The following is a 13086-nucleotide window of genomic DNA, read 5'->3' on the forward strand; positions in this document are numbered from 1 at the left end:
TTGCGCTCATGGTCAACGGCGAGAGCATCAGCGCGGATGTGCCGGCGCGGCTGAACCTTGCCGACTTTGTGCGCGACCAGCTTGGATTGACCGGGACCCATGTGGGCTGCGAGCACGGGGTATGTGGTGCGTGCACCATGCGCGTCGATGGCGAGATCGTTCGCAGTTGCCTCACGCTCGCAGTGCAGGCAGACGGCTGCGCAGTCGAAACCATCGAAGGCCTGTCCGACAGCGGCGAGATAGCCGATCTCCAAGCCGCTTTCCGTGAACGCAATGCGCTCCAGTGCGGCTATTGCACGCCGGGAATGCTGTTCACGGCGCAGGATCTTCTGCTCAAGTGTGCAAACCCGGAGCGAACCGAAATTCGTGAGCACTTGTCCGGCAACTACTGCCGCTGCACCGGCTATCATGCGATTGTCGATGCCGTGGAGCGTACCGCCAAGGCGAGGCAGCGCCGTCCATGAGTCGCTCCGATCAGCCCAAGGGCCTGACCGCGCTGGATCGGCCGAATTCCTATATCGGCCAATCCGTGCCGCGCCCCAACCTTGACCGTCTGCTGCAAGGGCGGGGGCAGTATGTCAGTGACCTCGTGCTGCCGCGCATGGTTCATGTCGCTTTTGTTCGCTCGCCGCATGCGCATGCGAGGATTTCCGCGATCAATACCGAGGCAGCGAAAGCTATGCCTGGCGTGGTTGCCGTGGTGACCGGCCGCGAACTCGCTGGGGTCGTGACTCCCTGGGTCGGGGTGTTATCGCACTTGAAGGGTTTGAAATCCGCGCCTCAGCACGCCATGGCAATCGATCGGGTCTGCTGGCAGGGTGAGGCGGTCGTCGCAGTTCTGGCGAGCAGCCGCGCGCTCGCCGAAGATGCGGCGGAAGCGGTCGAAATCTCCTACGAAGAATTGCCGGCGGTCACGGATATGCGCTCGGCGCTCGACCCGGCAACGCCGGTGATCCATCCCGATCTCGGCGACAATCTTGCATTCGAACGCAATCACGACGCAGGCGCAGTCGATGCGGCGTTTGCCGAAGCCGACGAGGTGGTTGAGGCGGAGTTTGTTTTCGGCCGTCACACCGGTGTGACGTTGGAGCCAAGGGCGGTCGTTGCCGACTGGAATGTGGGCGAGGGGCGCCTCACTATCTATCAGGGCACCCAGGCGCCCCACATGGTGCAGAACATCGCGGCAAAGCATCTCGGCCTCGCCGAGCAGCAGGTGCGCGTCGTTTGCAAGGACGTGGGCGGATCATTTGGCATCAAAGTCCACATCTATGCCGACGAGATGGCAGCATACGGCCTTGCGAAACTGTTTCGCCGACCGGTGAAGTTCGTCGCTGATCGGGTCGAAAGCTTCAATACCGACATTCACGCGCGTGATCACATCTGCAAGGGACGCATCGCCGTCAACCGTAACGGTTTGATCAAGGCCTTCGAGATCGATGATCTGACCGGCATCGGGCCTTACTCGATGTATCCACGCACCAGTGCGGTCGAGGCGAACCAGGTCGTCAACCTTGTCGGCGGTCAGTACACCACGCCCAACTATCGGGCGCGGGCACGGGTGGTTTTCCAGAACAAGAACGTCACCTGCCAGTATCGTGCGGTGGGTCATCCGATCGCCTGCTCGGTCACCGAAGGTCTTGTCGACCTTGCCGCGCGCCGCATCGGAATGGACCCGGTGCAAATCCGGCGTCTCAACCTGATCGGCGATGATGCCTATCCGTGCGCCTCCCCGACGGGATTGCGCTTCGAGGCGCTCTCGCATCATGCATCGCTTCAGAAGCTGCTGCAGATGATGGACTATGACGTGCTTCGTGCTGAACAGGCCCGGCTGCGTCGAGAGGGAATTCATCGCGGCATCGGCCTTGCGAGTTTCATTGAGGTCACCAATCCTGGCGCGGCCTTCTATGGGGTCGGCGGCGCACGCATCTCTTCTCAGGACGGCGTGACGGTTCGGCTCGATGCCGCAGGTTCCGTGACTTGCTACACCAGTATCACCGAGCAGGGCCAGGGCTCGGAGGCGATCACGGCGCAAATCGTTGCGACCGGGCTCGGCGTGTCGATCGACCGCGTCCGTGTTGTGCTGGGAGATACCGACGCAACACCTTATGGTGGAGGCACCTGGGCTTCGCGGGCGGCCGGCATTGGCGGTGAGGCAGCGCTGCAATCGGCCAAGGCACTGCGCGGCAACATCCTCCAGGTTGCGGCAGCCATCCTGCAGGCGCGCCCTGCGGACCTCGACATCAGCGATAATGCCGTGGTGGATCCGTCAAGCGGAGAACGCAAGATAGAGCTATCCGAGCTCGCCCGTATCGTCTTCTTTCGGCCCGACACGCTTCCGCCGGGGCTGCAGCCGGAAATGGTGGCGACTCGGCACTTCGTTCCGCGCGAATACGGTTTTGCCTTCACGAACGGAATTCAGGCCTCACGGCTCGAGGTCGATACGACAACCGGATTCATCCGTCTGCTCGATCACTGGGTGGTCGAGGATTGCGGCACCGTGATCAACCCCCAATTGGTGGATGAACAGATCCGCGGCGGTGTCGTCCAGGGGCTCGGGGCTGCGTTGTTTGAACATTGCATCTACGATGAGCGGGGCCAGCTCACCAACGCCAATATGGCCGACTATCTCGTGCCCATGGCCGCCGAGATGTCGGATATCGCTGTGGGTCACGTGGTGACGCCGACCAAGGAGAGCGAGCTCGGTGCAAAGGGGGCCGGAGAGGCGGGTACGGCGGGCGCAGCCGCCGCTGTCGCCAATGCGGTCAATGATGCGCTGTCGCCGTTCGGCGTCACCATTGCCGAGATCCCGCTGACCCCGCGCGTGATCCTATCCGCGCTTGGACGCGCATGATGTAGCCTGCACACTTAAATCAGAGAAGACACAGCCAGGGAGAGGAATGCATGACTGAAGATAGCAAATTCACATCGAAGCGAATGAGTCGCCGCCGCGTGCTCGCCACCGCGGGCGTCGGCGCACTGGTTGCCGCGTCGCCTTTCCGCATCAACCTTGCGATGGCGCAGGAGCCGACGATCAAGATCGGCTTTCCGGTGCCGCTGACCGGACCGTATGGCACCGAAGCCCAGGATCAGGTGCGCGCGGCCGAGGTTGCGATCGCAGAGTTCAACGAAGGCGGCGGCCTCAACGGCCGCAAGGCTGAGCTGCTGGTTCGGGACGACAAGCTCAATCCGGGCGAGGCGGCGACCCGTACCCTTGAACTGGTGGAAAAGGAGAAGGTGAATTTCATTGTCGGCAGTCTGTCGGCCGCCGTTCAGCTCGCCGTCAACAACGTCACCAAGCAGCGCGGCATCATCTTCAATTCGATCAGCCAGTCGGATACGATCAACGAAGTCTCCGATTTCAGCAAGTTCACCTTCCATGAGGCGCTGAATCCGCATATGACCGCCGGCGCCGTCGGCCGCTATGCTTTCCCGAAGTTCGGCAAGAAGGTCGCCTTTCTCACCGCGGACTATGCCTATGGCCATGAAATGGTGCGCGGCTTCCAGGAGGCCGGAAAGGCGTTTGGAGTTGAGACTGTCACCGACGTCCGCCACCCGATCGGCACGACGGATTTCTCGGCGCTGTTGCCGCGGATCCAGGCGTTGAAACCGGATATTTTGTGCATCAGCAATTTCGGCCGGGATCAGCAGATTGCGCTGAAGCAGGCCACCGATTTCGGCATGAAGAAGTCGATGAAGATCGTTGCGCCCATTCTGCTCTATACCGGCAGGGTGGCCGCCGGCGCACAGGCTTTCGATGGCGTCGTAGGGGGCACATCCTACTACTGGGGAATCGAGGACAAGGTGGCTTCCGCGAAGGCGTTCAATGACCGCTTCCGGAAGATGCACGGCGGCAAAGTGCCTTCCGACTACGGCGCGCTCGGCTATGGCGGCGTGAAGACTTTGCTGATGGGGGCGCGTGCTGCCGGATCGCTCGATGCCGATAAGGTCATCGCAGCGGTCGAAGCATTGAAGTACGACTACTACAAGGGACCGCAATATTACCGCAAATGCGACCACCAGTCGGTGCAGTCGGTGTTCATCATCGAGTCCAAGGCGAACCCGCAGAAGGGCGACGCCGATGTCTTCAATGTCATCAGCACCGACGAGCCCAACGAGGCCAATCTGCGAACCTGCGAGGCGCTTGGCCACAAGAACTGATCCGTTCCGCCGGGCGCAGCCCTAATTGCGCCCGGCTTCTTTCGTCTCAATCAATGACACCCGGGACGCCATGAGTGGATTGAGTTTCGACCTGATTGCGCTGCAGCTCTTCACCGGGCTTGCTCTCGGTGCGATCTATGTGCTGTTCGCCATTGGCCTGTCGCTGATTTTCGGCATGCTGACCGTGGTCAATTTCGCCCACGGGGCCTTCTACATGGTTGGGGCCTATGCCGGGCTCTTCCTGGTGTCGATGGGCGGCAACTTCTGGATCTGCCTTGTGGGGGTGCCGCTCCTGGTCGGCACTTTCGGCATGATCGTTGAGCGGTTCCTCGTGCGCCCGCTGTACGGCCGCGGCATCGACTATCCGCTACTGCTGACGTTCGGCCTCTCCTACATCATGATCGAACTGATCCGGATCGCGTTTGGCACCAGCGGCTATCCGTTTGACACGCCCGAACTTCTGCAGGGCGCCGTCGACATCGGCGTCGGCTATTTCCCGCTGTACCGGCTGTTTGTCATCGGCGCCACGGCCGTGGTCCTCATCGGCTTGTGGCTGTTCCTTGAACGGACCAGCTTCGGCTTGGTCATCCGCGCCGGCGCGCGCGATCCGCAAATCGTGCGGGTGCTCGGGGTCGATGTCAGCCGGGTCTGGCTCATCGTTTTCGGCATCGGGACGGCAATTGCCGGATTTGCGGGCCTTCTGGCCGCGCCACTGCAGGGCGTAATTCCTGAAATGGGTGCGACCATCCTGGCCGAGGCCTTCGTGGTGACTGTCGTCGGCGGCATGGGCTCGATCGGCGGTGCGGTGCTGGCCGGGCTGCTGGTCGGGGTCGTTGTCAGCATGTCCTCGCTGTTCGCGCCTGAAATGGCCAAGGTGTCCATCTTTGCGCTGATGGCGATTGTGCTGCTGATCCGGCCGCAGGGTTTCTTTGGTCGCGCAGGATTGATGAGCTGACACGATGATCGATATCGCCCCGACCATCGCCGCTTCATCTTCCAGATCGTACAACTGGTTCGACCTGGCCAAGCGTCATCGCGTGCTGCTCGCCAGCATTTTCGTGCTGATCTTCCCGTTCGTGATGCCCTTTACTGCACTTGCCGTGAATATCCTGATCTACGGCCTCTATGCGCTCGGCTTTAACCTCTTGTTCGGTTATCTCGGCCTGCTGTCATTTGGACACGCCGCGCTGTTCGGGACCGGCGCCTATCTCTGCGGCATCGCCATCGTTCATTTCGGGCTTCCCTGGTACGCAGCGATCGCGATTGGCGTCCTGAGCGCGCTGGTCATGGCGACGCTGATCGGGAGTCTCGCCATCCGCACCCGCGGTATCTATTTTGCCATGGTCACCATGGCGCTTGCCCAATGCGTTTATTACATCTTCTATCAGGCGGTGGACTGGACCGGTGGTGAGAACGGCTTGCGCGGCATCAACGTCCGCGCGATCAACTTGTTCGGTCTCCATTTTGATTTCATCAATCCGTTGGTCCGCTACTACGTCGTCGCCAGCTTTGTCATTCTGGCGTTCTTCGTGCTGTCGCGCATTCTCGCATCTCCCTTCGGCGCCGTTATCGAGGCAGTGCGCGAGAACGAGGCCAGGGCGCGCGCTTCGGGGTACAACGTGGTTGCCACGCGCCTGATGACGTTCATCCTTTCCGGCGGTTTCTGCGGTCTTGCGGGATCGCTGGCGGCATTGCATCTGTCGATCGTGCCGATCGAGATCCTTCACTATGAAACCTCCGGAATGGTTGTGATGATGGCGCTGCTGGGCGGCATGGGGACCTTCTTCGGTCCCTTTGTCGGGGCAGCGGTGTTCTTGTTGCTCGAGAATCTCGTCTCGCTTTGGACCGTGCACTGGCAGCTGGTCGTCGGCGGGGTGTTCGTCGTTTGCGTGCTGTTCTTCCCGGAGGGCATCTGGGGCACGATCCTGAAGAGGATCAAGCCATGACCGCGACCGCAGCATCCCCGATCATCCTCCGCACCACCGGCGTCAGCAAGATGTTCGGCAAGTTCGTCGCGCTGAATAACATCAGCGCCGAGTTTGAACGCGGCGTTATCACCTCGATCATAGGGCCGAACGGAGCCGGCAAGAGCACATACTTCAATCTGCTCTCAGGTGCGTTCCGGCCGACGACAGGCAAAGTGGAGTTCGAGGGCAGCGATGTCACCAACCTTCCGCAGCATCGGTTTGCCCATCTCGGGATCGCCAAGTCGTTCCAGATCACCAACATCTTCCCGCACCTGTCCGTGCATGAGAACGTCAGGGTGGGATTGCAGGCCTTCGTCTCCAGATATGACATTTGGCGTCCGCGAAGCATGCTGCCGGGCCTTGCTGAACGCGCTGACGAGTTGCTCGCACTCGTCGGATTGAAGGACCGTCGCGCGCGCCGCGCCCGCGATCTCGCGCATGGCGAGCAGCGCGCGCTCGAAATCGGCATGGCACTTGCGGCAAATCCGCGGCTGCTATTGCTCGACGAGCCGACGGCCGGCATGAGCCCCGAGGAAACGCGGGTCATGATGGATCTCATTGTTCGCCTCGCCGGCGAGCGAACCGTCATCCTCGTTGAACACAAGATGAAGCTCGTGATGGGCATCAGCCACCGCGTGCTCGTTCTGCATCATGGCGAATTGCTCGCGCAGGGAACACCGGCCGAGGTGCGCCAGAACGAGCAGGTCAAGCGTGTCTACCTGGGCCAGCGGGAGCACTAGACTATGCCGGAGCCGATGCTGCGAATCCACAATCTCAACGGATGGTACGGTCCGAGCCATGTGCTCCAAGACATCTCGCTCGAGGTGCATCAAGGCGAGATCGTCTGCCTGATCGGCCGCAACGGTGCAGGAAAGACCACGACGTTGAAAACCATCATGGGTCTGCTCGATCGGCGCAGTGGGTCCGTGACCTTCAAGGGAGAAGAGATCCTGGCCTCACCGGCCCACGTCCGTTTCGCGCGCGGGCTCGCTTATGTGCCGGAGGAGCGCCGCATCGTGCAGGGCCTCTCGGTGCGGGAGAATCTGCGACTTGGGCTCGTCGCCTCGAAGGCCAAGCATGAGGAAACCCGGCGGGTCGAAGAGATCGCAAGAATATTTCCCAGGCTTGCCGAGCGGCTTGAACAGGACGCGGTCACGATGTCGGGCGGCGAGCAGCAGATGCTCGCGATTGCCAGGGCGATGATCGCGCGGCCGGATTTGGTGATGCTCGATGAGCCTTCCGAGGGCATCATGCCGGTTCTGGTGGACGAGATGTTCGAGCTGTTTCGCCGCATGAAAAGCCAGGGCACGACGATTCTGCTGGTCGAGCAAAACGTTGAACTCGCCCTCGCCATCGCCGATCGCGCCTATGTGCTCGATCAGGGCATGGTCGTGCACGAGGCGAGCGCACAGGCGCTGCTCGCCGACGACGAAATCAAGGAACGCTACTGCTCCGTGTGAGAAGTTGCGGCTTGAGCGGCATTCATGCCGTCAGAACGCCAGACCAATCAACAAGAACACAGAGGATCAACCGATGAAAGTCGATCGCGCCGCCATCTACGAAGCCGCAAAGACCCTGTCGAATTGGGGACGCTGGGGCAAGGACGACCAGATTGGCACGCTCAATAACGTGACGCCGCAGGACGTGATCGACGCGGGGCGATTGATCAAGAAGGGCAAGGTATTCGCGCTCGGCCTGTCGCTGAAGGAGCCGATCCAGTCCGGATTATTTGGCGGTCGATGGAATCCGATTCACACGATGCTTGCGACCGGTACGGATGCCACCGCGGGCAACCAGGATACGCCGTCGCCTTACCTTCGATATGCGGACGATGCGATCAACATGCCCTGTCAGGCGTCGACGCAATGGGACGCGCTCTGCCACATCTTCCTGGATGACAAGATGTACAATGGCTACGATGCGCGGCTCGTCGATGCGCGCGGCGCGCGCAAGCTCGGCATCGAGAATGTGAGGGACAAGATGGTCGGCCGCGGCGTTCTGCTCGACGTGGCCCGCTGGAAGGGCGTCGAATCCCTCGATGACGGATACGCGATCACGAATGCGGACCTCGATGGCTGCGCCGCCGCGCAAGGCGTGACCGTCCGCAAGGGTGACTTCGTGCTGGTTCGCACAGGCCACCAGGAGCGGTGTCTCAAGAAGAAGGACTGGTCGGGTTATGGCGGCGGCGATGCGCCCGGCGTCGCGTTCGAGACCTGTTACTGGATTCGGCAGAAGGACATCGCGGCGATCTGCACCGATACCTGGGGCTGCGAGGTTCGCCCGAATGAGACCAAGGACGCGAATCAGCCTTGGCATTGGGTCGTGATACCGGCGATTGGCATCTCAATGGGCGAGATCTTCTACTTGAAGGAACTCGCCGAAGATTGCGCCGCCGATAAGGTGTATGAATTCTTCTTCACCGCCCCGCCGCTGCATCTGCCGGGCGGTGCTGGATCGCCGATCAATCCCCAGGCAATCAAGTAAGCGCGGAGGTTCCATGGCAACCTATTTGAAACGAAGCCGCGATGCTGCGCAGCGCGCGGAGGACGATTCGAAGGTACGCGCCACCGTCGAGACGATCCTGGCCGATATCGAGCGGCGCGGTGACGCAGCGGTGCGCGAGCTTTCCGTCAAGTTCGACCAGTGGGACCGGGCCGATTACCGCCTGACTGACGCCGAAATCCGTCAATGCCTATCAGAACTGTCGCAGCGGAACCTGGATGACATCAAGTTCGCGCAGGAGCAGGTCCGGAACTTCGCTGAACACCAGCGCGCCGCCCTGAAAGACATTGAGGTCGAGACGCTGCCCGGTGTCGTGCTCGGTCACAAGAACATCCCGGTGAATTCGGTCGGCTGCTATGTGCCGGGTGGCAAGTATCCATTGCTTGCCTCCGCGCACATGTCGGTGATCACGGCCAAGGTTGCCGGCGTGCAGCGCATCGTCACCTGCGCGCCGCCCTTCATGGGCAAGCCTGCACCGGCGATCGTCGCGGCTCAGTATCTCGCCGGTGCCGGCGAGATTTACTGTCTCGGGGGCATCCAGGCGGTGGGTGCCATGGCGCTCGGAACGGAATCGATCGCAGGCGTGGATATGCTCGTTGGCCCCGGCAATGCCTTTGTCGCGGAAGCCAAGCGGCAGTTGTTCGGACGGGTCGGCATCGATCTGTTCGCCGGTCCGACCGAGACGCTCGTCATCGCAGATGAAACCGTTGACGCGGAGATGTGTGCCACCGATTTGCTTGGCCAGGCGGAGCACGGGCCGAATTCACCAGCCATCCTTTTGACCAATTCGGAGAAGCTGGCGCGCGAAACGATGGCCGAGGTTGAGCGCCTGCTGAAGATCCTGCCGACGGCGGCAATCGCCGCAAAGGCATGGGAGGATTATGGCGAAGTGATCGTCTGCGCCAGTGAGGAAGAAATGGTCGAGGAGGCGGATCGGATCGCCTCCGAGCATGTGCAGGTCATGACGCGCGATCCGGACTACTTCCTGCGCAACATGACCAACTATGGTGCGCTGTTCCTTGGCCCGAGAACGAACGTGGCCTACGGCGACAAGGTGATCGGCACCAACCACACGCTGCCGACGAAGAAGGCTGCGCGCTACACCGGTGGCCTCTGGGTCGGCAAATTCTTGAAAACCGTCACCTACCAGCGCGTAACGACCGACAGCGCGTCCGCGATGATCGGCGAGTACTGCTCGCGGCTTTGCATGCTCGAGGGTTTCGCGGGGCACGCCGAGCAGGCCAATGTGCGCGTGCGCCGTTATGGCGGACGAAACGTTCCTTATGCCGGGGCGGCGGAATGACCGCTGTCCTCCCGCAGACGCCGTCCTTCCGCCTGGACGGCCGGCGCGCGCTTGTCACCGGCGCCGGGCGAGGGCTTGGCCTTGCAGCCGCGACGGCGCTCGCCCGCGCCGGAGCCGAGGTTACGCTCTGCGCGCGCAGCCGTAGCGAACTCGAAGCCGTGGCCGAAACCATGTGTGCCGAGGGGCTTGCGGCGGATACGCTCGTTCTCGATGTCACCGATATAACGAGCTTTGCGGCAGCAATCGAGGCGCGGCCGCCCTATCATGTCTTTGTCAACAATGCCGGCACGAACCGTCCCAAGCCTTTCACCGACGTCACGCCAGAAGATTTCGACGTCGTCATGGGCTTGAATGTGCGGGCGGCGTTTTTTGCCGCGCAGGCCGTTTGCCGTCGCATGATCGCCGCCAAGATCGCCGGCTCCGTCATTCATGTCTCGTCTCAGATGGGGCACGTCGGCGGCGAGCGCCGTTCGATCTATTGCGCTTCGAAATGGGCGATGGAAGGATTTTCCAAGTCTATGGCCCTTGACCTCGCGCCTCATGGCATCCGCGTGAATACATTGTGCCCCACCTTCATCGAGACACCCATGACGCGTCCGTTCTTCGCGGATGCCACCTTCCGAGCGAACGTCCTCGCCAAGATCAAGCTGGGGCGTATTGGAACGGTCGAAGACGTGATGGGCGCTGTGCTCTTCCTTGCAAGTGACGCTTCGGCATTGATGACCGGCTCTTCGCTACTGATCGACGGTGGGTGGACCGCTGACTAGGCGCAAATTCCACCACGTTGTCGGCGGGCCGATCGCCAGTCCGTCGAGAAGGGCTCGCGTCGGCTTCAAGCCGCCGGGACGGAGCACGCGCTTGCCGAGGCGGGCAGCAGCCAATGCTCCGGCATTCTTGCGACGTCGAGGTCGCTGCCGGGCAGATCGATATTTTGGGCGGAATGAATGTCTGTCATGCGTGATCTCTCCTGCTTGGCGGACTGACGAGTGACCCCTTCGTTAGGCGCCCGTCTGATAAAGCGAGTCCGGAATGGGCCGGTCGCCGAAGTCGATGGCCGATTTGCGAAGGACGCGGCCTGACGGATCCGTAACCAGTCGCGCGCGGCGGTTGCGGTGGAAGAAGGTCAGCCGGAATTCACCCTCGTGGTCATCGACCCCGCGCTCGCAGGCGCTCGTGATCTTCCCTTCGCGCATCAGGACCGGCACCCGCGAGGCGGGTACGTGTAGAAGCTCGCCGATAAGCGCTGCGTCGACCAGGAACGTGTTGTCGTCGAACTCGATGGCGCCGCGGTCGGACGGCCTTGGAGGCTTGGTTTCGTGAGGGCTCTCGATCATCGTATTTCTCCTTGTCGCGGCGCCTAATAAGATATATATAAGATATATCTTATTGCATGAGAGGTCAATCCATGACCATTCCAGTCCGGCTGGATGTCCGCACCGAAGCGCAGCCCGCGCTGCTCAACCGCCAATATTTGCAGCCGGCAGCGAAGCCCTCCGTCGCCCGGCCGGAGCTTTCAACGGCTGAACTCGCGTTCCGGATCTTCGCTGCTTTCCGCGCCCATCCGCACATCAACAATGTGCTGACACACATTGCGCGGGCCAACTGGGTTCAGGTGGAGCAGTCGCTCAACCGGATACTCGATGTCGCGACGGAGAGTGAGGGGCTTTCACCGCTCGAGCAGAACATCGTCGATCTGATGGTCGCCGAGCGCGGCGTCACGGGGAAGATCCTCAAGCCCTGTTTCCATGCTGTTCTGCACAGGCTGCTGGCGCGTGATCGTGCCGAACAGCTGATCTGTCATATCGAAGCCCTGTTTTTTGAACTCGAGTGGAAGGCCCAACGCCCGCCGCCGGCGACGCCTGCACCGAGCGAATCCTCCCGGGAGTTAGACGATGCTGGACGCGGGCCGCAGTGAACGCGTGATCAACGTGGCGGACATCGATCCGCGACACCGTCATGAGATCCTTTCTCGCCTGGTCGAGCATCTCGCCCCGGATGCCACGCTTCAGATCGTTGTGGATCACGATCCCAGGCGGCTGCGCCTGCGGCTCGAAGCACGACATGGTGCACGCTGCGGCTGGTCGTACCTGGAGCAGGGCCCCGATGTCTGGCGCGTTCGCCTGCGCCTGCTCGGTTCCCGAAGTGGAGATACGACAATGGAGGAAGGGAAATGTTGAGCAATTCCCATCACGATATGCGCCCGGCGGACGAGAAGGAACGAATCCATCTCGAATGGCTGATCCGCGAGGACTTTGAGCGGTGCCATCCCGGCGAGACATTGGAGGATATCAAGCGCCGGTCGTCATTTTCGAAAGAAGACAAGGGACTTCTTCGCGACTGGATGGCGGTTGCGGCAATTCGAGCCGCAGCCAGTCGGGCCGGCAGGACCGGTCATCCCGCTTTGTCGAACTCGCTTTCCGAGCGTCTCCCCACACGAGACGCGTCAGCGAACGATTGCTCAGCCTGAGAGCATACGCTCCAATGGCTTGATGAAATCCGATCATGGCAAACCCGCGGCGGATACCTGGGTTGACCGCCTTCTCATGTTGCTGAACGCGCAATCGCCGGCGGACTTTCCGCTCGCCGGCGACGTATCGCCATCGGCAGAGTGCCGCGTTATTGCGGCATCAGGCGAACCACGTCCTGCCTCAGGAGGTAGAGCGAGACGGCAAGCAGAACGACGTCCTTCATCAGGAAGGGCACGTTGCCCGTCATCGCGGGGAAGCCTCCCGCCGCGACGTCCCATCCGTCCGGCATGAACGGGATGATGGTGACGGTCGCGATGAAGGTGCCCGTCGAGCCGAGGGCGCCAAGAACGCCGAGCCGCTTGTCCCAGAAGCCTGCGAGCAGCAGGGACCCGAACGTCCATTCCGAGATGCCGAGGAAATGGCTGGCGCCGGCGTGGCCGAACACGGGATAGAGCCACCAGATCAGCGGCCCGTTGCTGATGAACGGGACCAGCCTTTCGAATTCATACGGAAACCACTTCTGGTAACCGAAGAAGAAGAACATGATCACCATGGAGGCCCGGACGACGTGGTAGTCGAGATCCTCCGCGAGCAAGCCGGACCGGTGCAGCGCGCGGAGAATCGGATTTCGCGTGGTGTTGGCAAGCGTGGACATGGTCGTGATCCTTGTTGAAGATGTGACTGAGCG

Annotated in this window: 15 protein-coding genes; 12 read left to right on the forward strand and 3 right to left on the reverse strand. The window is 61.6% G+C overall.

Translation table 11 applies throughout. The annotated features are described in order from the left end of the window. Positions 1-8 precede the first annotated feature (8 nt). From J6497_RS02960 to J6497_RS03005, 10 genes are all read left to right on the forward strand, one after another. On the forward strand, positions 9-464 hold the full coding sequence (locus J6497_RS02960) for a (2Fe-2S)-binding protein (RefSeq protein WP_225702803.1): 456 nt from the start codon (positions 9-11) through the stop codon (positions 462-464). Continuing rightward, on the forward strand, positions 461-2851 hold the full coding sequence (locus J6497_RS02965; RefSeq protein WP_225702703.1) for a xanthine dehydrogenase family protein molybdopterin-binding subunit: 2391 nt from the start codon (positions 461-463) through the stop codon (positions 2849-2851). Before J6497_RS02960 ends, J6497_RS02965 begins: the two co-directional genes overlap by 4 nt. A 50-nt stretch (positions 2852-2901) precedes the next feature. Beyond that, positions 2902-4158 (forward strand): ABC transporter substrate-binding protein, encoded by a 1257-nt coding sequence (locus tag J6497_RS02970; RefSeq protein WP_225702704.1) that lies wholly within the window; start codon positions 2902-2904, stop codon positions 4156-4158. Between the two features lie 70 nt (positions 4159-4228). Beyond that, the gene (locus J6497_RS02975; protein WP_225702705.1) at positions 4229-5113 is read left to right on the forward strand and encodes a branched-chain amino acid ABC transporter permease; all 885 of its coding nucleotides are present in this window, start codon (positions 4229-4231) and stop codon (positions 5111-5113) included. A 4-nt stretch (positions 5114-5117) separates the two neighbouring features. After that, positions 5118-6104: a branched-chain amino acid ABC transporter permease gene (locus tag J6497_RS02980; RefSeq protein ID WP_225702706.1), complete on the forward strand. Its 987-nt coding sequence runs from the start codon at positions 5118-5120 to the stop codon at positions 6102-6104. After that, on the forward strand, positions 6101-6865 hold the full coding sequence (locus J6497_RS02985) for an ABC transporter ATP-binding protein (protein ID WP_225702707.1): 765 nt from the start codon (positions 6101-6103) through the stop codon (positions 6863-6865). The genes J6497_RS02980 and J6497_RS02985 overlap by 4 nt, the downstream gene beginning before the upstream one ends. A gap of 15 nt (positions 6866-6880) precedes the next feature. Further along, positions 6881-7585, forward strand: a complete 705-nt coding sequence (locus tag J6497_RS02990) for an ABC transporter ATP-binding protein (protein ID WP_225702804.1) — start codon at positions 6881-6883, stop codon at positions 7583-7585. Between the two features lie 73 nt (positions 7586-7658). Further along, positions 7659-8609, forward strand: a complete 951-nt coding sequence (locus J6497_RS02995; RefSeq protein WP_225702708.1) for a cyclase family protein — start codon at positions 7659-7661, stop codon at positions 8607-8609. A gap of 13 nt (positions 8610-8622) precedes the next feature. Continuing rightward, positions 8623-9930 (forward strand): histidinol dehydrogenase, encoded by a 1308-nt coding sequence (gene hisD, locus J6497_RS03000; protein ID WP_225702709.1) that lies wholly within the window; start codon positions 8623-8625, stop codon positions 9928-9930. Further along, positions 9927-10697: an SDR family NAD(P)-dependent oxidoreductase gene (locus J6497_RS03005; RefSeq protein WP_225702710.1), complete on the forward strand. Its 771-nt coding sequence runs from the start codon at positions 9927-9929 to the stop codon at positions 10695-10697. Before hisD ends, J6497_RS03005 begins: the two co-directional genes overlap by 4 nt. A gap of 65 nt (positions 10698-10762) precedes the next feature. Here J6497_RS03005 and J6497_RS41165 read toward each other — a convergent pair whose 3' ends face one another. Then, positions 10763-10885: a hypothetical protein gene (locus J6497_RS41165; RefSeq protein WP_283844373.1), complete on the reverse strand. Its 123-nt coding sequence runs from the start codon at positions 10883-10885 to the stop codon at positions 10763-10765. Between the two features lie 43 nt (positions 10886-10928). Continuing rightward, complete coding sequence (locus tag J6497_RS03010; protein ID WP_225702711.1) at positions 10929-11264, reverse strand: DUF6522 family protein; 336 nt, start codon at positions 11262-11264, stop codon at positions 10929-10931. Between the two features lie 71 nt (positions 11265-11335). Here J6497_RS03010 and J6497_RS03015 point away from each other — a divergent pair, with 71 nt between their 5' ends. Then, entirely contained in the window at positions 11336-11845 is a 510-nt protein-coding gene (locus J6497_RS03015; protein WP_225702712.1) for a hypothetical protein, read from the forward strand. Beyond that, positions 11823-12107: a DUF2249 domain-containing protein gene (locus J6497_RS03020; protein WP_225702713.1), complete on the forward strand. Its 285-nt coding sequence runs from the start codon at positions 11823-11825 to the stop codon at positions 12105-12107. Before J6497_RS03015 ends, J6497_RS03020 begins: the two co-directional genes overlap by 23 nt. 439 nt (positions 12108-12546) lie before the next feature. On the opposite strand, the gene J6497_RS03025 is transcribed toward J6497_RS03020, so the two are convergent. Next, positions 12547-13053, reverse strand: coding sequence for a YkgB family protein (locus J6497_RS03025; protein WP_225702714.1), 507 nt, complete (start codon positions 13051-13053; stop codon positions 12547-12549). Positions 13054-13086: the final 33 nt, after the last annotated feature.

Origin of the sequence: Bradyrhizobium cenepequi (assembly GCF_020329485.1) — a bacterium.
GTDB classification, from domain to species: domain Bacteria; phylum Pseudomonadota; class Alphaproteobacteria; order Rhizobiales; family Xanthobacteraceae; genus Bradyrhizobium; species Bradyrhizobium cenepequi.